Origin of the sequence: uncultured Plantibacter sp. (genome assembly GCF_963518075.1) — a bacterium.
GTDB classification, from domain to species: domain Bacteria; phylum Actinomycetota; class Actinomycetes; order Actinomycetales; family Microbacteriaceae; genus Plantibacter; species Plantibacter flavus_A.
In genome coordinates this window covers 1-19,269 of the sequence record NZ_CAUQHZ010000019.1, presented here as the reverse complement: position 1 = coordinate 19,269, position 19,269 = coordinate 1, and the positions used below count along the sequence as shown (strand labels likewise).

Here is a 19,269-nt window from a genome sequence, read left to right as displayed (position 1 = left end):
GCGCGGTGCGCTGACGTCACCGCGGGGCATGGGCGTGAGCGCGGGTCTCCAGAGACCCGCGCTCACGCGTGTGGGGCGCGCCCACGCCGAGTCGCTCCTCCTCGCGTCAGCGCACCGCGCTGGTCCGAGCGCGGGGTGAGGCCCGCTCAGGGGGACCCGATGCCAGCGCGGTGCGCTGGGCCTCGCCGCGGGTCATGTGCGTGAGCGCGGGTCTCCAGAGACCCGCGCTCACGCCTATGGGGTGCGCTCGCGTCAGCGCACCGCGCTGGCGCAACCACACCACTACAGCGAGGGTCGGGTGGGCGTCACGTGAGGGGTTTGCGGGACCGGTCGCGCGCCAGGAGGACGCCGAGGAGCAGGATCAGGATCAGGACGACACCACGGGCGAGGCCCTGCCAGTAGAAGGACAGCCCGATGAGGTTCATCCCGTTCGTCAGCAGCGCGAAGATGAGCACACCGACGAGCGTCCCGAAGAGGTTCGGCCGCCCGGTCCGACTCAGCGTCGTCCCGATGAACACCGCCCCGATGGAGTCGAGCACGTAGAGCTGGCCGCTGTTGGCGACGAAGCCCTGGCTCCGCGAGGCCAGGATCAGCCCGGCGATGGCCGCGATCCCGGCGGCGAAGATGAACGCCGTCGCCATCGACGTCCCAGCCAACCGCCCGGAGATCCGGGTCGCCGTCGGCTGCTCCCCCGCCGCGGTCAGCACCCGACCCCAGCGACTCCGTTCGAGCGCAGCCCAGACGATGATCAGCACGAGCACGGCGACGACGATCGGTGCGGCGACGCCGAGCACGGTGCCGGCACCCAACCACGCGAACTCGTCCGGCACGCTGCTCCGCGACAGATAGATGGGCGACCCGCCGTCGGTCGCGACCTGCTGCACGCCACCACCGATGAACCAGACGCTCAGCGTCGCGAGGAACGGTCGGATGCGGAGCACCACGATGAGGAACGCGTTCACGGCCCCGACGAGCAGACCGACGACCAGACCACCGACGATCGCCACCCATGCCACGTAGTCGTCGGCCAGGAGCGCCGACGCGGTGAGCGCCGCGAGGTCGATGGCGACACCGATCGAGAGGTCGATTCCACCGGCGCGGACGACGACCGTCATCGCGACGGCCGCGAGGAGGAGCAGCGCGTTCTGGTTGAGCACCCCGAGCAGGTTGTCGGCGGTCAGGAACGACGGCGACAGCACCGCGAACACGATGAGCAACACCGCCAGCACGGCGGGGGCGAGCGCCTGCGGGACCGCGGCACCGAGGCCACGGACCGTCAGCCTCGAGAGCGGGCCGCCGGGACGCTGGTCATCACCGCCTCCCGGTCCAGCCGATCCGGCGTTCGGGACGGAGACGCCGGTGGTGGCGCAGGATTGCGTGCGCGTGTCGACACTCATCGCTTGACGCTCCGTTCGCGGATCGCGGCGACCGCGAGGACCAGCAGGATCAGCACACCCTTGGTGATGCCGATCCACTGGCTCGGGACGCCGAGCTGACTGAAGCCGTTGGTGAGGATCGCGACGAACACGGCACTGAACAGGGTCCCCGTGATCGTGACGACCAGCCGACGGGAGAACGCGATGGACAGGAATGTCGCGAGGAGGATGTCGATGAGCGACTGCTCGCCGATCCCCGGCAGGGCAGCGGACAACCGACTGGTCATGAGGACGCCAGCGATCCCCGCGAGGACCGCCGCGAGGACGTAGCTGACGACGATGTGGCGGTTGACGTCGATCCCGGCCACCCGCGCGGCCGTCGGGTTCTGCCCGACCGCGGCGTTCTTCACGCCCCAGCTGGTCCGCCCGGTGGCGAAGGCGGCGACCGCGAAGACGACGAGCAGCACGACGACCGCGGCAGGGACACCGACGACATGTCCGCCCCGCAACCAGACCAGCCCGGCGTCGGAGACGGGCACCTTGACGTTGTTCGTGATGACGATCGTGAGACTCGTGACGATGCTCATCATCGCGAGGGTGACGAGGAGCGGGCGGATCCCGGCGACGACGACGAGACCGTTCACGAGCCCGATGACCGCCGTGGCTCCGAGCCCGATGAGCAGCGCGAGCGGCAGACCGAGCTCGGCCTGCAGGAGCACCGCGACGAGCGCGCCGGAGAAGCCGAGGACGGCGCCGATGGAGAGGTCGATGCCGCCGCGGACGACGTCCTCACCACCCGTGACGACGACGATGGACAGGCCGAAGGCCGCGATCGCGTAGACCGCGGACTGGGTGAGGATCGTCGCGAGGTTGGCCGGGTCGAGGAAGCCGGGCGAGGCGACCGCGAAGACGACGACCTCGATGACGACGATCGCGTAGCCGATGAGTCCCAACCGGGAGACCGGACGACGCTTCGTCGTGGACTCGGCCGCGGCCGACGGCGCCTGGCCGGGGACGACGGGTGGAGCGGAGAGGGCGGTCATGCGGAGGCTCCTCGGGTGGGTGACGGCTCGGTCTCGGAGCCGGTCGAGGCGTCGGCGGACGACGAGGCGGCGCCCGTCGACCAGGCGAGGATCGTGTCGGCGGTCGCCTGCGATCGGGGCAGCTCGGTCCGGATCGTCCCGCGGTACAGCACGAGGACGCGGTCGGCGAGCCCGATCAGTTCCTCGAGGTCGACGCTCACGAGCAGGACGCCGGCGCCCTGCGCGACGAGCGCGTCGATCTCCGCGTAGATCTGCTGACGCGACCCGATGTCGACGCCGGAGGTCGGCTGGTCGAGCACGAACACGGTCGACCCGGCCGCGAGCCACCGACCGAGCACGACCTTCTGCTGGTTGCCGCCGGAGAGGCTCCCGGCCACCGCGGTGTCGTTCGCGGGCCGGACGTCGAGTCTCGTGACGAGGTCTGCGGCGATCTCCCGCTCGCGTCGACCCCGCAGGATCCCGCCGAGCCCGGTGATGCGGTCGAGCGCGGCGAGCGTGAGGTTCTCGCGGACGGACTGACGGTTCAGGATGCCGTCGCGGTGGCGGTTCGCCGGGACGTACGCCCCGCCCGCCCGGACGAAGGCGCGCGGCGAGCGGATCGTCGCCCGGCCGAGCCGCACGGTTCCGCCGTGCGCACGCAAGCCGGTGACCGCGTCGGCCAGCTCCTCGAGGCCCGAGCCGACGAGGCCCGTGACGCCCACGATCTCGCCCGGACGGACGGCGATCGAGACGCCGTGCAGGCGTTCGGGGACCGTCAGTCCGTCGATCGCGAGCGCCGGTTCGGCGCCGGCGTCGGCGACGATCCGTTCGCGGTCGCCGAACTCCTCGACGCTCCGCCCCACCATGAGCTGGACGATGGCGTCGAGGGTCGCCTCGGGATCGGCGAGGTCGAGGGCACCGACGCGCTCACCGTTGCGGAGCACGACGACGCGGGACGCGATGTCGCGCACCTCCTGCAGGTAGTGCGAGATGTAGATGACGGCGACGCCCTGGCTCTGCAGGGTCCGGACGGTGCGGAACAGTCGCTCGACGTCGCCGGCGGCGAGCGGCGCGGTGGGTTCGTCGAGCACGAGGACCCGTGGGCGCGTGATCGTCGCGATCGCGAGCTGCAGGAGTTGCTGCTCGGCGACGCTCAGCTCGTCGACGAGGGTCTTGCCCGGTACGTCGAGCCCGACGAGGTCGAGCAGCTCCCGCTCGGCGCGGCGGTCGAGCTGCCGGCCGGTGAGGAACGCGGTGCGCGAGCCGAGGAAGAGCTGCTCCGCGACCGTGAGTCGACCGGCCAGGTGGCGGTCCTGGTGGATGACGCGGACACCGAGGCGTTCGGCGTCACCCGGGTTGCGGATGACGACCGGTTCGCCGTCGATCTCGATGGTGCCCTCGCTCGCCGTGTAGAGGCCGGTGAGGATCTTGATGAGTGTCGACTTGCCCGCGCCGTTCTCGCCGACGAGTGCGACGACCTCGCCGGGGTGCACCTCGAGGTCGACGTCGTCCAGCACCCGGACGCCGCCGAAGTCCTTCGCGATGCCACGCATGCTCACGGCGGGAGCTGAGGCTTCGGTCGTGGCGGCACCGGTCAGACCGCCCAGCGAGCGCTGGGCGGTCTGACCGTCGATCGAGGTGTCGTGCGTCATTCCAGGCCGAGTCGCTTGCGCTCGTCGGCGACGTTCGCCTTGTCGATGAACACGGCGTCGAGGTAGGTGCTCAGCGGTACCTCGTCCTGCTTGCCACCGAGGTACAGGGCGACGTTGTTCGCGCTCGTCGTCCCGAACAGGGTCGGCTGCTGCGCGACCGTGAACTGGTACACCGAGTCGGGGTCCTGGATCAGGTCGAGCGCTCCGGGCTCGGCGTCGACGCCGTAGACCTTGATCTCATCGCGGCCCGCCGCGTCGATGGCCTGCGAGGCTCCGATCGCGGGGAGGTCCCAGCACGACCACACGGCCGAGATCTCGCCCTTGGGGTAGCGGGTGAGCGCGTCGTTCGTCTTCTGCTTGGCGTCCTCGATGGTGCCCTCGTAGATGTCCTGCAGCTCGGGCTCGATGATCTCGATGTTCGGGTAGTTCTTCAGCACGAGCTTGAACTCGTCGTAACGGATCTGGCAGGGGGTGACGTCGTAGAAGCCGTTGAAGACGAGCACCTTGCCCTTCCCGCCGATGTCCTCGGCGAGCGTGCGGGCGAGGGTGGAGCCGATCTGCCAGTTGTCCGAACCGATGTTGTTCACCGAGTTCTCGCTGGCGTGGTCGATCGTGAAGACCGGGATACCGGCGTCCTTCGCCTGCTGCAACGCCGGGGCGAGGGTGGTCGCGTCGCCGAGGATGACGACGATCGCGTCGACCTTCTGCGAGACGAGGTTCTCGACGTTGGCCAGGTGCTTGTCGTCCTGTGCGTCGGCCTGGGTGGCGACGACCTTGGCGCCGAGCTCCTCCAGGCGGTCCTGCACGCCCTGGTAGGTGAGGCGGCCGAAGTCTCGGACGACGTCCTTGGCGGCGACGCCGACGGTCTTGCCCTCGAGCGAGGGGACGTCGACGTCGGAGGCGGCGGAGCTGGCAGCGGCGCCGCTCGTCGACTCGCTGGACGAGGACTGCTTGAGGGAACAGCCGGTGGCGAGGCCGGCCACGACGGCCAGGGTGACAAGAGACAGCGCGAGGCGCGATCGACGACGCATGGGGACTCCAGATGACGGTGGGGTGCGGGACGGTGCAGGGGGTGGTGGGGCGTGCCGGCGTCCGCTGTCGGTGCGGTCGGGGCGCACCGGGACGTCGGGTTGCAGCAACAGTAGGGAGTGATCGGACGGGCCGCGAGAGGGCGCTCAACCTGACGTAACACAAGGTGCCCGGTGTCGGCGGTGCGTGGAGGCAGGTCGGGGCGCGGCCCGCGGAAACGTCGGATGTATCATGGCGCGAGGCGGTGTTCCACGTGACCGTCTCGCTCGAGCAGGGGGTCGCATGGCAGTCACGGACGAGGCGATCGCGCGGATCCAGGCGATGATCGTCGCCGGCGACCTCACCCCCGGTCAGCGCCTCCCTCCGGAGAAGGAGCTCAGCGAGACCCTGGGACTCTCCCGCAGCTCCCTCCGCGAGGCGGTGAAGGCGTTGGAGCTCATCCGCGTGCTCGACGTCCGTCGCGGCGACGGCACCTACGTCACGACGCTGGAGCCGAGTCTGTTGCACGAGGCGATGTCGTTCGTCATCGACATGCACGCCGACGCCTCCCTCATCGAGATGTTCGAGGTGCGCCGCATCCTCGAACCCTCCGCGTCGGTGATGGCGATCCAGCACCTCGACGACGAGCGGATCGCCGAGCTGCGCAGCATGGTCGACGAGGTCGACGAGTCCACGACGGTCGAGGACCTCGTCGCGCACGACCTGCAGTTCCACGCCCGCGTGATCGAGCTGAGTGGCAACGCCTACCTCGCGAGTCTGCTCGCCGCCCTCGGCAGCAAGACGGTCCGGGCCCGCATCTGGCGCGGCCTCACCGAGGAGAAGGCCGTCGCCCGCACCCTGCAGGAGCACCACGCGATCGTCGACGCCCTCGAGAAGCGCGACACCGAACTCACCCGTGCTCTTGTGACGGTCCATGTCTCCGGCGTCGAAAGCTGGCTCCGCCGCTCGATGTAGTCCCCTCCCCCTGCCCGTGAACTGTCACGTGCTGCTCGTCCGGGCCGCTCGGACTGGCCGTTGGTGACAGTTCGCGGGCAGGTAGCGTGAGGGGATGGACGGCACGATCGACACCCGCGCGCTCATCGACCCCATCGACCGTGACGCCATGGCGAAAGCGCCCTCGTTCCATCGCGCGCCGTCCGCCCGGCTGTTCATCGGCCTGCTCGCGGCGATCGTCGTGGTCACCGTCGCCGGGTTCGTCTTGTTGGGAACGCTGCCCTCGCCCTCTCGAGGCGGCTCCGGCCCGACGCCGCTGCTCGGGATCGGGCTCCTCGCGGCCGCCGCCGTCGCGGTGTTCGCAGTCCTCTCCTGGCGTACGAGGCGCATCAAGCGCTTCCGCCTCTCCCGATTCGCCGCGGCCAACGGGATGACCTACACCGCAGACCTCAGCTACCCTCCGTTCCCCGGCATGATCTTCGGGATCGGATCGTCGCGGCAGTCGACCGACGTGCTGCGGGGTGGTCGTCCCCGCGCCGTGGAGTTCGGCAACTACCGGTACACGGTCCGTCACGGGAAGAGTTCGACGACCCACCACTGGGGATACGTCGCGGTGAAGCTCGACGTCCCCCTGCCGAACATCGTGCTCGATGCGATCGGCAACAACGGGTTCGGCTCGAACCTCCCGGCAGCGTTTCAACGGGCCCAGCGACTCTCCCTGGAAGGCGACTTCGACCGGCACTTCACGCTCTACTGCCCCGAAGGCTACGAACGCGACGCGCTCTACCTGTTCACGCCGGACATCATGGCGAGGTTCATCGACCACGCCGCCGAGCTCGACGTGGAGATCATCGACGACTGGCTGTTCCTCTACACGAAACGGGAGGTGTCGACCCTCGATCCCGACACCTGGGCCTGGCTGTTCGGCATCGTCGACGCGCTGATGACGAAGTTGGACCAGTGGGCTCGGTGGCGGGACGACCGCTTGCAGCCGCAGACGTCCGGAGCTCCGGAGCACCCGCTTGCACCCGGCGCTCAGGCCGGCCCACCCGCGATCGGGCTGCTCACCCCGCCGCCGGGTGTCGCTTCATCCGGCCGCAGGTTGCGACGATCCGGGAGGTGGATCCCCGTCGCCTTCGTCGTCGGAACGCTGATCGTCTGGATCGTCACACGCATGAACTGACCCTCCCTTGCCCGCGAACTGTCACGTGCTGCCAGTCCGGGCCGCCCCGACGAGCTGTTGGTGACAGTTCGCGGGCAGGGGTGGGGTGTTGGGAACGTCTGGTGATCGGGAGACGAGGACGGAACAGGCCGGTTGATGGGATGGCCAGGTGACCGACACCGGTCGCCCGTCAGAAAGGACCACCCATGCGCCGACCCACAGCCATCGGCTTCGCCGTCCCCGTCCTCGCCCTCATGCTCGGGCTCACCGCCTGCTCCGGATCCGCGGAGGCCCCGTCGAGTGGTGCATCGCCCTCGACCGCCGATTCGTACGCCGAGGCGTTCGACGACTACACGATCTCCCTCGCCGGCTGCCTGCGTGACCAGGGGTTCGACGTCCCGGACCCGGAACCCGGTACCGCGATCACCCTCGACGGTGGCGAGGCGATGAACACGGCCTACGACGCCTGCGCCGATGAACTCGGCCCGCCGCCGGTGAACCCCGACCAGCCCAGCAAGGCTGAGATCTCCGACGAGCTCCGGCTCCGCGCCCAGTGCCTGCGTGACCAGGGGTTCGACGTCCCGGACCCCGATGCGAACGGAGCGTGGGACCTGCCGGAGGACCTGTTCGATGAGGCCAGGGCCTGCGCCGTGCAGTGACCGGCACACCAGCCTGAGCGGCCGACCGATCCCGTGATCGGTCGGCCGTTCCATCGTTCCAGGTTCCCTCGTTCCGCGGTCAGGCTCCGGCCTGGTCGGCGTCGTGAGCCGGCAACAGCACCGTCGCCTCGAGCCCGCCCGCCGGCAGCGGTGCGAGCCGCAGCGACCCACCGTGCAGCTCGACGATGCGGGCACCCAGGGTCAGCCCGAGACCGTTCCCCCGATCGCGACCGGCAGCCCGCGCCATCCGCGCGTCCCGCCGGTCGAAGGGCTCCACGAACCGCGCCACCTCGGCCTCGTCGAGCAGCGGCCCCGAGTTGCTGACCACGACGACGGCGCGTCCCGGCGCCTGCGGGTCGGGTCCGACCCACACCGAAACCCACCCGTCCGGGCCGCTGTTGTATCGCACGGCGTTCGACAGCAGGTTCGTGAACAGCTGTTGGAGGAGCACGCGGTTACCGCGCACGGATGCGCTCCGGACGGTCGACGAGATCGTGACCCCGGCGTCCGCGGCCTCCGGCGAGATGAGCTGCGACGCGTCGCGGGCCGCCGCCGCCAAGTCGACGGGCGAGGTGACGAGTGGTCGGCGGTCGAGCTGGTTCAGCTGCAGGAGCGCCTCGACGATCGCGATCCCCCGCTCGTTCGTCTCGTGCAGCCGCCGCAACGCTCGGTCGACGTCACGGCCCTCCGGGTCGGCCTGGGCGACCTCGATGAGCATCTTCATCGTCGCGAGCGGTGTCCGCAGTTCGTGCGAGGCGTTGGCCGCGAACCGTTTCTGCGTCAGGAACGACTGCTCGAGGCGTGCGAGCATGTCGTCGAAGCGGTCGGCGAGCTCGCGGAACTCGTCGCGGCGACCCGTCATCGCGATGCGGTGGTCGAGCGAGCCCTCCGCCGCCGCGCGAACGGCCGCGTTGAGGTCCCGCAGCGGCCGCAGCACCCGTCCGGCCACGATCCAGCCGACGCCGGTGCCGATCACGGCCATCGCGAGGAGCGCGAGCATCGAGTAGTTGATGAGCGAATCGCGGATCTCACCGCGCGTGATGCCGGACAACTGCCTCGGATCGCTCGCCAGTGCGAGCGGGTAGTCGGGAAACCGCCAGATGATCACGTTGATGACGATGAGCGCGATGAGTCCCGTCACGACGGTGAAGGCCGCATAGGTCGCGGTGAGTTTGACGCGAGCGGTCATCCACGTCGGCCGGGCGTCGTCACCGACGGCCGGAGCGGCGGTCATGCGCCCACCTCGTCGTCCTCGTCGTCGATGTCCGCACCGCTCGCTTCGGCGGGAGCCTCACCCGGCGGCAGGACCCGGTAGCCGACGGCCGGCACGGTGTGGATGATCCACGGCTCGCCGAGCACCTTCCGGAGCGTGGACATCGTCACCCGCACCGCGTTCGTGAACGGGTCGGCGTGCTCGTCCCAGGCGCGCTCGAGGAGCTCTTCGGCACTCACGACGCCGCCCTTGGCCGCAAGCAGGATCTCCAGCACCGCGAACTGCTTCTTCGCCAGGCGCACGTACCGGCCGTTGCGGTACACCTCGCGGCGGAACGGGTCGAGCCGCACACCGGCGTATTCGAGGACGGGCGGGAGCGACGCCTTGGGTCGACGCGCCAGCGACCGGAGCCGGAGGACGAGCTCACGCAGCTCGAACGGCTTGGTCAGGTAGTCGTCGGCGCCGATCTCGAAGCCGCTCTCCTTGTCGTCGAGGTCGGCGGCCGCGGTGAGCATGAGCACCCGGCAGGGCAGCTCCTGGGCGATGATCCAGCGGCACACGTCGTCGCCGTGCGTGCCAGGGAGGTCGCGGTCGAGGACGACGACGTCGTAGGCGTTGACGGCGAGTCGTTCGAGCGCGGTGTCGCCGTCGAACACGAGGTCCGCGGCGAGCCCCTCATGCTGCAGGCCCTCGAGGATGCTCTCGGCGAGGTACTGCTCGTCCTCGGCGATCAGGACACGCATGGGACCTCCGGTGTTCGTGACGGACGACGCGTCGATGGCGTCACTCCGGCGCCCGCGATGGGCGTCGTGTCGATCGTAGGCGGCACCGTGTTTCGGAACCGTCTGGTGATCATCCGACGCCCGCGCAACCGCGGTCGAGCTGGACTGGGGGCCTGGTCGTCGCGTGCCGAACACCGACGACCGACCGAGGAGGAACCATGCAGCACGACATCCAGCAGCAGCCGCACCGGCGCCCGGGCCGACGGAGCACCGTCGCCCGCAGAGGCTCCGACCGAGCCGTCGTCATCCTCGCCGCCACGGCCGTCGCCCTCACCGCCGCGATCGCCCTGGTCGCGTGCACGGGCGTCGCGCCGACCATCACCCGCGGGATCACCGCACTGGCCGAGCACCCGTCCGGAGACGCGCATGCTGGAACCGCGACCACGACGGATGGCGCGTTCGGGGCCGACGACGGCGTGCTGGACGAGAACCGCTACTCGGCCTACGACACCGATCTCCCGGCCATCGCGAACCTCGATGCGGACCTCCTCGAGGCCGTCCAGCAGGCGACCGACGCGGCGGCGCAGGACGACATCGCGCTGTACGTGAGCTCCGGCTGGCGAAGCATGGCGTACCAGCAGCACCTGCTCGACGAGGCGATCCTCCAGTACGGCAGCGAGTCGGCCGCCCGGCAGTACGTCGCCACGCCGGACGGCTCCTCGCACACGCGCGGGGCGGCCGTCGACATCGGCGCGACGGACGCGGACTACTGGCTCATCGAGCACGGCGCCGACTACGGCCTCTGCCAGACCTACGCGAACGAGATCTGGCACTTCGAGTTGGCGACCGTCCCCGGCGGCGAGTGCCCGGAACTCCTGCCCGACGCCGGATGAGGTCGGTGCCGCGACCAGCTGCCACCGCAGGGCGTCCCGCTCCTACCCGGCGGCCGGCGCCAGCCGACTGACGAACTCGTCGACGCGCAGACGGATGTCCCGGAACGCTTCGTCGAACGCCTCGTCCGTCGCGGGCGCGGCAGGGTCGGGGATCGACCAGTGCAGGTCGTCCCTCCCCTCGAGTTCCTCGTGCGCCCGGTTGCACACGGTGATGACGAAGTCGCCGTGCCGGAGGACCTCCGAGGTCGCGCGTGGGACCCTCGGACGGATCCGGACGCCGTGGCGAGCCGCGGCCCGAACGGCGCCCGGGTTGACCTCGCTCACTGGCCGACTACCCGCCGATGCGACGGGGACGGAGCTGCGGTCCTGCCAGAGCGCCTCCGCTATCTGCGACCGCGCGGAGTTCGCCGTGCAGACGAAGACGACCCGCGCCGGGGCGGGGATCGGCGCCGGCGCGAGCCGGTCGAACGCCCCGGGCACGAGCCGCACGTAGTTGCGGCGACCGTCGGACTCTGACCGCGACCGCGAGAGGATCCCGGCCCGCTGCAGGACGTTCAGATGATGGGCGACGAGGTTCGAGCCCATCCCGAGGGCGAGCTGGATCTCGGTCGGCGAGAGGTCGCCGAGCGCCAGGAGATCGACGATGCGCAGCCGCGCAGGCTCCGAGAGCGCGGCGAACTTCGACGCCCTTACCGCCAGCGACTCCACCGACACAACCCCCGTTGACTCAACCGTGATTGACTCAATAATAGGCTGAGTCGTCCGTGAACATCCCTTGAGCGATCCGCTCGAACTCACGGTCGTCGAGAAGAGGAGCTACTCATGGGTCTCGGAACCGGAATCGCCCTGATCGTCATCGGCGCCATCCTCGCCTTCGCCGTGAACGTCGACGTCCCCGCTGTGGACCTCACGCTCATCGGGTACATCCTCATGGCCGCCGGCGCAGTGGTGTTCCTCATCTCGCTCGTGCTCGTGCTCCGCCGTCGACAGGTCTCCTCGACCACGCGCTCAGCCGTCGACCCCGGTAGCGGCGAGCGCGTCACCCGCCGAAGCACGACCGACAACGACGGCCCCGTCCTCTGACGACCGGACCGACCGCGCCAGCCATGACCGACCCGGCTACCGCGCCGCCTCGCACCGGCGAGCTCCTGGATGGTCGGTACCGACTCGAGCGACCGATCGGTGCCGGCGGGATGGCGACCGTCCATCTGGCGACCGACGAGGTGCTCGGGCGCAAGGTGGCGGTCAAGCTGTTCCGCCCGGGCACGACCGATGCGACCGACGGCGCCAGGACCACTTCGGAGACGCGCCTGCTGGCGTCGCTGAACCACCCCGCCCTCGTCACCCTGTTCGATGCCAGGGTCGTCGCCGGCGACGGTTCGTACCTCGTCATGGAGCACGTCGACGGTCCGACGCTGTCCCAACGCATCGCCCGGTCGCCGCTTCCGCCGTCCGAGGTCGCCGCGATGGCCGTCGACCTCGCAGAGGCGCTCCACACCGTGCACGCGGCGCGGGTCGTCCACCGCGACATCAAGCCGTCGAACGTGTTGCTGCGACCGACGATCCTGCCCCACCAGGAGTATCGCGCGAAGCTTGCGGACTTCGGCATCGCGTACCTCATCGACAGCACCCGGATGACCGCGCCTGGCTGGTTGATGGGCACAGTCGCCTATCTCAGCCCAGAGCTGGTCCGTGGTGCGGACCCGGCGACGCCAGCCGACGTGTACGCGTTGGGACTCGTGCTCCTCGAAGCACTGACCGGTCGCCGCGCCTACCCGCAGACCACCACGCACGATTCCCTCATGGCGCGGCTGAACGCGCCGCCGACGATCCCCGGCGAGCTCGGGTACCAGTGGAAGTCGCTCCTCACCGCGATGACCGCGTCCGAACCGGCCCAGCGCCCCACCGCCCTCGAGGTGGCGATGGCCGTCCGTGGCATGGATCCCGCGCTGGACCCGGCGGATGCGACCGTCGCGACCTCGGCACCGCTGGTGACCGCAGACCCGGAACCCACGGCTGCGACCGAACGGCTCGACTCGGCGACACCGCCCGCCACCGCACCGGAGGGATCGACGGGGCTCCTGACGGCGACGACACCGCTCGCGCCGACGGCGGACACGCCCGCCGAGACCGGCCCGACCGCGGTGCTCGACGGCGCTCGCCGCTCGGAGCGACGTCTCGACGGCGGTGCACGGCGCCAGGCCGCGATGCGCCAGCCGCGGCGCCTTCGACGCTGGCTGATCCTCGCGGCCGTGCTGCTGGTGATCACCGTCGCGGTCGTCTGGATCCTCATGTCCCAGGCGCAGCCGCCCGCCCCGACGCTGCCCACCCTGCCCGAGCCGTTGTCGACGCATCTGGATGAACTCATGCGGGAGGTGACGCCATGACGCTCCGACGGAGGTCTGGACTCGGGTTGATCGCCACACCCCTCATCGTCGTCGCACTGCTGAGCGGTTGCGCCGGGGCGCCAGCCGACCTCGAGCCCGCGACCGGTCAGCAGTTGCAGAGCAGCGTGCTCGGGGTGGCGAACGCGGCCGCCGCCGGCGACACGACGGGTGCACTGAGCGCACTCGACGCACTCGAAGCGAAGCTGGCTGAGGCGGAGGCGTCCGGGGCTGTCTCGGCGGCCCGCGCGACGACCATCCGAGCCGCCATCTCGGCGGTGCGAGCCGATCTCACACCGGCCACCCCCACCCCGACCCCGACCCCGACCGCCGAGCCCAGCTCGGTCGATCCCGCCACCCCCGTCGAACCGGTGACGCCGACGGATGACGGGAACGGGGACGACTCCGGGAAGAATGGGGACAAGGGGAAGAACGGCGACAACGGCAACGGCAACGGCAACGGCAACGGCAACGGCAACGGCAACGGCAACGGCAAGAAGGATAAATGAAGCGACGAGGAAGCACCGCGGCCGGGCCCGACGACGGATCGAACGAGCCCCAGACCGACGAGACGACGAAGCGGACCCGGGCGGCGGAGGACGGCGTCTCGACCGTGCAGCACAGCATCGTCGTCGACCTGCCGATCGCGGCCGTCTACAAGCAGTGGGTCGACTTCGAGTCGTACCCGGAGTTCTTGCCGGCTGTGCGCGAGGTGAAGCTGACCGGCGAGGTCTACAGTCGCTGGACCGTCGCGATCGGCAAGCTCTCGCGTCAGTTCCTCGCCGAGATTCTGGAGCAACTCCCGGAGGAGCGCCTGGTCTGGCGCACCATCGAGGGCGACGTCTGGTTCAGCGGCGACGCCGCGTTCGAGGCGATCGACAAGCAGCAGACCCGCGTGGACGTCACGGTGCACTGGAAGCCGGTCAACGCGATGGAACGCACCGCGGCCGCGCTCGGCCTCGCCGGGCGGGTCGTGCGTGGGACCCTCCAGGCGTTCAAGACCTACATCGAGTCCACCGGAGGGCCCTCGGGCCACTCCCGCGTCAAGGTCGTCTCCCCGAGCGGGTAGATGACGGCCGCGAGCGCGACCGATCAGCTCATGAACGGCCGCAGGTCCGGATAGCCGGTGGTCTGCCAGGCCCCGTCCACGACGAGGTTGTCGCCCGAGATGTACGAGGCGTCGTCGCTCGCGAGGAACAGTGCGGCAGCGGCGATCTCCTCGGGGGCTGCGGCACGACGGAGCGGGATGCGCTCGTCGTACGCGGCCTGCACACCGGGGATGTCGGTCAGCGACTTCGTCAACGGCGTCGCGACGAGGCCCGGTGACACCGCGTTCACGCGGATCCCGTGCTCGCCGAGCTCGAGTGCCGCCTGCTTCGTGAGCATCACCGCGCCGGCCTTCGCCGCCGTGTATCCGACGCCGAAGTGCATCGGAACGAGCGAGTTGAGGGAGGCGATGTTGACGATCGCGCCGGCCTTGCCCTCGGCGAGGAACTGGCGGGCGGCGAGACGCGTGCCGTTGAAGGCGCTGTAGAGGTTCAGCCGGACCGTGAAGTCCCAGTCCTCGAAGGAGATGTCGGTGATCGTCCCGGCACGTGATCCACCGGCGACGTTGAAGAGCGCGTCGAGCGTGCCGAAACGTTCGACGGTCTCGGCGACCAGCGCGGAGAAGTCCGCCTCGTCTGTGACGTCGGTGCGCCGACCCCACACGCGCTCACCGAAGGTCTCGGTGGCGCTCGCGATCAGCTCGGCGTTGATGTCCGCGACGACCACCGAGGCGCCCTCCGCGACCAGCCGCTCGGTGATCGTCGCCCCGATGCCGGACACGCCCCCGGTGACGATCGCGACCTTGCCGGCGAACCGGCCCTGGATTGATGCATTCGACATGATGCCACTCCGTTCTGCTCACCGGCTCTGGCGAGCGTCTCCAGCATACGCATCTATCAGTCACGTGTCAGATAGTTCCAGGTGGCCCTCAGCATGACGACGCCGACCCCGGGACGAAGTGTCCCAGGGCCGGCGTCAGGTGGCGCTGAGGCCTACCGCGGCGACTGCTCGCGATCGGCGTCCGGCCCGACGCCGTCGCCACCCGAAGTCCGGTCGAGCGAGGGCGCCCCGGTGGTCGAGGCAGGCACCTTGCCGCGCGCTGCAGCCTCGAGCGACTCGGCCTCGTCTCCGCCGACGGCCTCACCGCGGGCGACCAGCCCGGCGACGTCGGACAGCGGGATCTGCTTGAGGAACAACGACAGCAGGAAGGCCGCGCCGATGAACGGCAGGAGGTACCAGAACACCGGAGCGAGGGCGTCGGCGTAAGCGGTGACCACACCGTCGCGGATGCCTGGCGGGAGCTGGCTGAGCGTCTGCGGGTCGATCGTCGCCGCCGCGTTGGAGGCGTCCCCGGCACTGGCTCCCGAACTCGCGAAGACGTCCTTGAGGTTCGCGGTGAGCCGCGTGGTGAAGATCGTGCCGAACACGGCGACACCGAGCGACGCACCGACCTCGCGGAAGTAGTTGTTCGTGCTGGTCGCGGTTCCGACCATCGACGCGTCCACTGAGTTCTGGGCGACGAGCACGACGACCTGCATGATCAGGCCGAGACCGGCGCCGAAGAAGAACAGGAAGACGCAGATCAGCCAGATCGGGGTGTCCGCCGTGAGCGTCGTGAACGCGACCATGGAGGCGGCGGTGATGAGCGTGCCGATGACCGGGAACATCCGGTAGCGACCGGTCCTGGTGATCAGGTTCCCCGAGACGATCGAGGTACCGATGAGGCCGACCATCATCGGGATCATGAGGAGGCCCGATGCGGCTGCCGAGGTGCCGGACGACATCTGGAGGAAGGTCGGCACGAAGCCGATCGCCGAGAACATGCCGAGGCCGAGCGTGAGGCCGATCGCGGTCGCGTTGATGAACGTCGGGTTCTTGAAGAGCGACAGCGGGATGATCGGATCCTTGGCGCGTGCCTCGGTGATGACGAAGAGCAGCGCGGCGAGCAGCATGCCGATGCCGAACATCCACGTCTCGATGGCGCCCCAACCGTGGGCGGCGTCGCCACCGAAGTCGGTGAAGAAGATGAGGCAGGTGGTGAACGCCGAAAGGAAGATGACGCCGAGGAGGTCGATCGGCGCGGTCGCCTTCTTGTTCGGCAGCTTCAGCGTGAAGAACGCGATCGCGAAGGCCGCGATGCCGACCGGGATGTTGATGTAGAACGCCCACTGCCAGGTGAGGTGGTCGACGAAGAAGCCACCGAGAAGCGGTCCACCGACGGCGGAGAGACCGAACACCGCGCCGAGCGGGCCGAGGTACTTGCCGCGCTCGGAGGCGGGAACGATGTCGGCGATGATCGCCTGCGACAGGATCATGAGGCCACCGCCACCGAGGCCCTGGACGGCACGCCAGACGATGAGCTGCGTGAAGTCGCCCGCGAACGCACAGCCGACGGAGGCGATCGTGAACAGGGCGATCGCGACGAGGAAGAGCCGACGACGGCCGAGGACGTCGCCGAACTTGCCGTACACGGGCATGACGATGGTGGTCGCCAGGAGGTAGGCGGTGGTGAGCCAGACCTGGTGGTCGACGCCGCCCAGCTGTCCGACGATCGTCGGCATGGCGGTGGAGACGATCGTCTGGTCGAGGCTGGAGAGCAGCATGCCCGCGATGAGGGCGGCGAAGATGATCCAGATGCGGCGCTTGGTGAGCAGCATCGGGCCCTCGGTGGGTGCGGCGGTGGCGGCGGTCACGGGAGGTCCTTTCGGGGAGTGGGGTTCGTGTGGGGGTTCTGGGGCGCGGCGGCGGGAGGTCCGGCGTCGGGGTCGTCGGGCTCGAGGATGGTGCGATAGGTCGCCAGGCAGTCGCGGATGGAGCCGACGATGTCGAACTCGCCGCTCTGGCCGAGCTCGGCGACGCCGCTGCCGAAGACGCGCGTCATCGTGGTCTTGATCGCCATCCCGAAGAGGTCGGCGCAGGCGCGGGCACGCGGGTCGTCTGCCGGGACGCCTTCCCGCGTGGCGATGAGCTCGACGAGCAGTTGCTCGCGCTCACGGTTGAGGCCCATGAAGCGGACCAGCAGCTTGGGTTCGCGCTCGAGGGCGGCGTGGAAGTCGACGTGCTCGGCCAGACCGAACCCGGATCTCTCCGCATGACCGGCCGCGATGAGCATGAAGTCGTCGAGCACGGCGCGCCACCCCCGCGAGCCGAGGGCGAGGAACTCGGTGGCGAACCGCTCGGTCTCCTCGGTCTCGTCGACGCCGAGGACGGCGTCCTCCTTGCTCGGGAAGTAGTTGAAGAAGGTGCGACGCGAGACGCCGACCTCCTCGCAGAGTTCCTCGATGGTGAAGCCGTTGAGCCCGTGGGTGGCCGTGAGCCGACGCGAAACGGTCGTCAGGCGCGCAGCGGTGGCAGCCATCCGGTCGGACAGCCGGTTCGTCGAAGTTGCACTCTGCATCACGAAGTGCAGTATTGCACTCTCCGAGCCGGGGTGCAACTTGCGGCATGAGGCGCCCAGTCGGGCCTCACTAGAGTGAACGCATGGACCCTCGTCAGGCACGAACCCGCAGTGCCCTCCGCGACGCGATCCACACCCTCGCGGCGGCGAAGCGCATCGATCAGGTGACCGTGGCGGAGGTGTCCCGGGTGGCGGGTATCACGCGCGACACCTTCTACCGTCACGCCGCGACGCCCGTCCACCTGCTCGCTGACGTGCTCGGCGAGGAACTGGATGAGACGCTCCGGGCGCACGCCGATCTGCCGGCGCACAGCGACTCGACGCTGAGCGTCTTCGACGAGTCCGAGCGCGACCTCCTGCGTCACGTCGCCGAGCACGCGACGATCTACCGCAACGCCATGCACCCCCGGCTCATCGGACCCCTGCGCGATGCCCTCACCGAGCGGATCGAGCAGGCGCTCGCGCACCACCTCGACCGACACCCGCACATCGCTCCACCCCGCGAGGACGGCATCACGCCCGAGCGACACGTCCGGATGCTCGTGGCCTACGCCGGTGCCGGCACCGTCGCGGCGATCGAGGAGTGGCTGCGATCCGGTGACCTCGACGACATCGACGCGGCGGCCCGCACGGTCATCGCCGCCTCCCCCGCCTGGTGGCTCGGCCGCGCCTGACCCCGTCGCCTGGGCCTGACGCCGGCGCGGTGCGCTGACGCGAGCGCGGGCCACTGACGTGGGCGCGCCCCTCCGGAGACCCGCGCTCACGTCCCCCGGGGTGTGCTCGCGTCAGCGCACCGCGCTGACGCGAAGGCCTCATTCGCGACATATGTCGGTGTAGGCATATCTGCTCTGTGGATAACCCGAAGGGCCTCCTCGACCGGCCGTAGCGTCGAGGAATGCCAACGACCCCCCTGCCTCGAACCGCCTCTGCACTCGCTGTCACGATAGGGCTCCTCGCGCTCACCGCGTGCACTGAAGCCGCGCCGGCACCCCCTCCGAAGAGCACTCCGCCGGTCTTCGAGAACGAGGAACAGGCCCTGGCTGCAGTGACGGAGACGTATCAGGAGTTCATGCGGATCTCGAACACGATCCTCGTCGAAGGGGGCGTCGAGGTTGATCGAATCGACGTCATCGTCGGAGACGAGTTGGCTGAGTTCGAGCACGGCAGCCTCATCGAACTCGCTACTGCGGGAAAGACTCTCGTGGGCGCACCCCTTCTCCTCGCCACCTCCGTCTCGGATTGGTATGCCCAGCCCGATGCCGCTGGGGTGATTGCGGTTGGAACGGCGTGCATGGATCTCACTCCAGTTGATGTTCTCGATAGCAACGGCAATTCAGTCGTTGCACCCGACCGCCCCCGAACGCGGACCTGGTCGGTGAAGATCGGCCCAGGTGAGGCCGGCCAAGCCACTTTTGTTCTCATCGAACACGATGCAGTGCACGAGGGTGAAGCATGCGCAAGCTGAAAATCAACGTGGTGGCCGTGTTCGCGCTGGCCGCCCTGATGCTCGCCGTTGCTCCTGTGCAGCAGGCGGTTGCTAGCGGTTGCAGTGATGACAATCAATGGAGCAACGGCTGCGTCGACATCGGTAACGGTTCGGTCGACATCGGGGGCACGATCGAGCAACCCGGATCGGGTGGAGGCCGTGGTTCCGGCGGCGGGACGGGCGGAGGGGGCGGCGGTGGCGGCGGTTCGGCCGTGTTGCCACCCGGGGTGACGGACGGTCCCAACGGTGAGCGGACGGTCTGCAGCCTCATGCGGCCGGACGAGTGTTACACCT

General features: G+C 69.6%; 21 protein-coding genes. 11 read left to right on the top strand and 10 right to left on the bottom strand.

Features of this window, described 5'->3' with window-relative positions; translation table 11 throughout:
- Positions 1-305 precede the first annotated feature (305 nt).
- The 4 genes from RWN05_RS16660 to RWN05_RS16645 are packed head-to-tail and all read right to left on the bottom strand — an operon-like array spanning position 306 to position 5,081.
- Positions 306-1,397 carry an ABC transporter permease gene (locus RWN05_RS16660; RefSeq protein ID WP_314140375.1) on the bottom strand — a complete coding sequence of 364 codons (1,092 nt, stop codon included), beginning with the start codon at positions 1,395-1,397 and terminating at the stop codon, positions 306-308.
- Positions 1,394-2,419, bottom strand: coding sequence for an ABC transporter permease (locus RWN05_RS16655; protein WP_314140374.1), 1,026 nt, complete (start codon positions 2,417-2,419; stop codon positions 1,394-1,396). The genes RWN05_RS16660 and RWN05_RS16655 overlap by 4 nt, the downstream gene beginning before the upstream one ends.
- Positions 2,416-4,050 carry a sugar ABC transporter ATP-binding protein gene (locus tag RWN05_RS16650; RefSeq protein ID WP_314140372.1) on the bottom strand — a complete coding sequence of 545 codons (1,635 nt, stop codon included), beginning with the start codon at positions 4,048-4,050 and terminating at the stop codon, positions 2,416-2,418. Before RWN05_RS16650 ends, RWN05_RS16655 begins: the two co-directional genes overlap by 4 nt.
- On the bottom strand, positions 4,047-5,081 hold the full coding sequence (locus RWN05_RS16645; RefSeq protein ID WP_064295673.1) for a sugar ABC transporter substrate-binding protein: 1,035 nt from the start codon (positions 5,079-5,081) through the stop codon (positions 4,047-4,049). Before RWN05_RS16645 ends, RWN05_RS16650 begins: the two co-directional genes overlap by 4 nt.
- 280 nt (positions 5,082-5,361) lie before the next feature.
- On the opposite strand from RWN05_RS16645, the gene RWN05_RS16640 reads away from it, so the two are divergent.
- The 3 genes from RWN05_RS16640 to RWN05_RS16630 all read left to right on the top strand — a co-directional run bounded on the left by RWN05_RS16640 (position 5,362) and on the right by RWN05_RS16630 (position 7,833).
- The gene (locus RWN05_RS16640) at positions 5,362-6,033 is read left to right on the top strand and encodes a FadR/GntR family transcriptional regulator (RefSeq protein WP_064295672.1); all 672 of its coding nucleotides are present in this window, start codon (positions 5,362-5,364) and stop codon (positions 6,031-6,033) included.
- 94 nt (positions 6,034-6,127) lie between these two features.
- Entirely contained in the window at positions 6,128-7,195 is a 1,068-nt protein-coding gene (locus tag RWN05_RS16635; RefSeq protein ID WP_314140370.1) for a hypothetical protein, read from the top strand.
- A 185-nt stretch (positions 7,196-7,380) separates the two neighbouring features.
- Positions 7,381-7,833 (top strand): hypothetical protein, encoded by a 453-nt coding sequence (locus RWN05_RS16630; RefSeq protein ID WP_064295670.1) that lies wholly within the window; start codon positions 7,381-7,383, stop codon positions 7,831-7,833.
- Between the two features lie 79 nt (positions 7,834-7,912).
- Here RWN05_RS16630 and RWN05_RS16625 read toward each other — a convergent pair whose 3' ends face one another.
- Both RWN05_RS16625 and RWN05_RS16620 read right to left on the bottom strand, forming a co-directional pair.
- On the bottom strand, positions 7,913-9,067 hold the full coding sequence (locus tag RWN05_RS16625; RefSeq protein ID WP_314140369.1) for a HAMP domain-containing sensor histidine kinase: 1,155 nt from the start codon (positions 9,065-9,067) through the stop codon (positions 7,913-7,915).
- Positions 9,064-9,789, bottom strand: a complete 726-nt coding sequence (locus RWN05_RS16620; RefSeq protein ID WP_314140367.1) for a response regulator transcription factor — start codon at positions 9,787-9,789, stop codon at positions 9,064-9,066. Before RWN05_RS16620 ends, RWN05_RS16625 begins: the two co-directional genes overlap by 4 nt.
- Positions 9,790-9,986: 197 nt before the next feature.
- Here RWN05_RS16620 and RWN05_RS16615 point away from each other — a divergent pair, with 197 nt between their 5' ends.
- Entirely contained in the window at positions 9,987-10,661 is a 675-nt protein-coding gene (locus tag RWN05_RS16615; RefSeq protein ID WP_314140366.1) for a M15 family metallopeptidase, read from the top strand.
- 42 nt (positions 10,662-10,703) lie between these two features.
- On the opposite strand, the gene RWN05_RS16610 is transcribed toward RWN05_RS16615, so the two are convergent.
- Positions 10,704-11,369 (bottom strand): ArsR family transcriptional regulator, encoded by a 666-nt coding sequence (locus tag RWN05_RS16610; RefSeq protein ID WP_314140364.1) that lies wholly within the window; start codon positions 11,367-11,369, stop codon positions 10,704-10,706.
- Between the two features lie 114 nt (positions 11,370-11,483).
- Between RWN05_RS16610 and RWN05_RS16605 the strand changes: the two genes are divergently transcribed.
- The 4 genes from RWN05_RS16605 to RWN05_RS16590 are packed head-to-tail and all read left to right on the top strand — an operon-like array spanning position 11,484 to position 14,114.
- A complete protein-coding gene (locus RWN05_RS16605; protein ID WP_064295666.1) occupies positions 11,484-11,744 on the top strand; it encodes a DUF6458 family protein in 261 nt (86 codons plus the stop codon).
- Positions 11,745-11,767: 23 nt separating this feature from the next.
- A complete protein-coding gene (locus tag RWN05_RS16600; protein WP_314140362.1) occupies positions 11,768-13,048 on the top strand; it encodes a protein kinase domain-containing protein in 1,281 nt (426 codons plus the stop codon).
- Entirely contained in the window at positions 13,045-13,554 is a 510-nt protein-coding gene (locus RWN05_RS16595; RefSeq protein ID WP_314140360.1) for a hypothetical protein, read from the top strand. The genes RWN05_RS16600 and RWN05_RS16595 overlap by 4 nt, the downstream gene beginning before the upstream one ends.
- Positions 13,551-14,114: an SRPBCC family protein gene (locus RWN05_RS16590; RefSeq protein ID WP_079003340.1), complete on the top strand. Its 564-nt coding sequence runs from the start codon at positions 13,551-13,553 to the stop codon at positions 14,112-14,114. Before RWN05_RS16595 ends, RWN05_RS16590 begins: the two co-directional genes overlap by 4 nt.
- A 23-nt stretch (positions 14,115-14,137) precedes the next feature.
- Here RWN05_RS16590 and RWN05_RS16585 read toward each other — a convergent pair whose 3' ends face one another.
- The 3 genes from RWN05_RS16585 to RWN05_RS16575 all read right to left on the bottom strand — a co-directional run bounded on the left by RWN05_RS16585 (position 14,138) and on the right by RWN05_RS16575 (position 17,489).
- Positions 14,138-14,932, bottom strand: coding sequence for an SDR family NAD(P)-dependent oxidoreductase (locus RWN05_RS16585; protein ID WP_314140359.1), 795 nt, complete (start codon positions 14,930-14,932; stop codon positions 14,138-14,140).
- Between the two features lie 152 nt (positions 14,933-15,084).
- Positions 15,085-16,749: an MDR family MFS transporter gene (locus tag RWN05_RS16580; RefSeq protein WP_314140403.1), complete on the bottom strand. Its 1,665-nt coding sequence runs from the start codon at positions 16,747-16,749 to the stop codon at positions 15,085-15,087.
- Positions 16,750-16,781: 32 nt separating this feature from the next.
- Positions 16,782-17,489 (bottom strand): TetR family transcriptional regulator, encoded by a 708-nt coding sequence (locus RWN05_RS16575; RefSeq protein ID WP_314140357.1) that lies wholly within the window; start codon positions 17,487-17,489, stop codon positions 16,782-16,784.
- Between the two features lie 83 nt (positions 17,490-17,572).
- Between RWN05_RS16575 and RWN05_RS16570 the strand changes: the two genes are divergently transcribed.
- The 3 genes from RWN05_RS16570 to RWN05_RS16560 all read left to right on the top strand — a co-directional run.
- On the top strand, positions 17,573-18,163 hold the full coding sequence (locus RWN05_RS16570) for a TetR/AcrR family transcriptional regulator (RefSeq protein WP_064296406.1): 591 nt from the start codon (positions 17,573-17,575) through the stop codon (positions 18,161-18,163).
- Positions 18,164-18,384: 221 nt separating this feature from the next.
- Complete coding sequence (locus tag RWN05_RS16565; protein WP_314140356.1) at positions 18,385-18,954, top strand: hypothetical protein; 570 nt, start codon at positions 18,385-18,387, stop codon at positions 18,952-18,954.
- The coding region (locus RWN05_RS16560; RefSeq protein WP_314140354.1) for a hypothetical protein at positions 18,942-19,269 on the top strand (328 nt) is incomplete at its 3' end. The genes RWN05_RS16565 and RWN05_RS16560, both read left to right, overlap by 13 nt.

Excerpts from the sequence above, each read along its gene's own strand:
- RWN05_RS16620 (WP_314140367.1), bottom strand. The coding sequence starts at position 9,789 with ATGCGTGTCCTGATCGCCGAGGACGAGCAGTACCTCGCCGAGAGCATC.
- RWN05_RS16565 (WP_314140356.1), top strand. The coding sequence starts at position 18,385 with ATGCCAACGACCCCCCTGCCTCGAACCGCCTCTGCACTCGCTGTCACG.
- RWN05_RS16570 (WP_064296406.1), top strand. The coding sequence starts at position 17,573 with ATGGACCCTCGTCAGGCACGAACCCGCAGTGCCCTCCGCGACGCGATC.
- RWN05_RS16600 (WP_314140362.1), top strand. The coding sequence starts at position 11,768 with ATGACCGACCCGGCTACCGCGCCGCCTCGCACCGGCGAGCTCCTGGAT.
- RWN05_RS16625 (WP_314140369.1), bottom strand. The coding sequence starts at position 9,067 with ATGACCGCCGCTCCGGCCGTCGGTGACGACGCCCGGCCGACGTGGATG.
- RWN05_RS16630 (WP_064295670.1), top strand. The coding sequence starts at position 7,381 with ATGCGCCGACCCACAGCCATCGGCTTCGCCGTCCCCGTCCTCGCCCTC.
- RWN05_RS16590 (WP_079003340.1), top strand. The coding sequence starts at position 13,551 with ATGAAGCGACGAGGAAGCACCGCGGCCGGGCCCGACGACGGATCGAAC.
- RWN05_RS16645 (WP_064295673.1), bottom strand. The coding sequence starts at position 5,081 with ATGCGTCGTCGATCGCGCCTCGCGCTGTCTCTTGTCACCCTGGCCGTC.
- RWN05_RS16655 (WP_314140374.1), bottom strand. The coding sequence starts at position 2,419 with ATGACCGCCCTCTCCGCTCCACCCGTCGTCCCCGGCCAGGCGCCGTCG.
- RWN05_RS16615 (WP_314140366.1), top strand. The coding sequence starts at position 9,987 with ATGCAGCACGACATCCAGCAGCAGCCGCACCGGCGCCCGGGCCGACGG.
- RWN05_RS16580 (WP_314140403.1), bottom strand. The coding sequence starts at position 16,749 with ATGCTGCTCACCAAGCGCCGCATCTGGATCATCTTCGCCGCCCTCATC.
- RWN05_RS16595 (WP_314140360.1), top strand. The coding sequence starts at position 13,045 with ATGACGCTCCGACGGAGGTCTGGACTCGGGTTGATCGCCACACCCCTC.
- RWN05_RS16635 (WP_314140370.1), top strand. The coding sequence starts at position 6,128 with ATGGACGGCACGATCGACACCCGCGCGCTCATCGACCCCATCGACCGT.
- RWN05_RS16605 (WP_064295666.1), top strand. The coding sequence starts at position 11,484 with ATGGGTCTCGGAACCGGAATCGCCCTGATCGTCATCGGCGCCATCCTC.
- RWN05_RS16660 (WP_314140375.1), bottom strand. The coding sequence starts at position 1,397 with ATGAGTGTCGACACGCGCACGCAATCCTGCGCCACCACCGGCGTCTCC.
- RWN05_RS16650 (WP_314140372.1), bottom strand. The coding sequence starts at position 4,050 with ATGACGCACGACACCTCGATCGACGGTCAGACCGCCCAGCGCTCGCTG.
- RWN05_RS16585 (WP_314140359.1), bottom strand. The coding sequence starts at position 14,932 with ATGTCGAATGCATCAATCCAGGGCCGGTTCGCCGGCAAGGTCGCGATC.
- RWN05_RS16575 (WP_314140357.1), bottom strand. The coding sequence starts at position 17,489 with ATGCAGAGTGCAACTTCGACGAACCGGCTGTCCGACCGGATGGCTGCC.
- RWN05_RS16640 (WP_064295672.1), top strand. The coding sequence starts at position 5,362 with ATGGCAGTCACGGACGAGGCGATCGCGCGGATCCAGGCGATGATCGTC.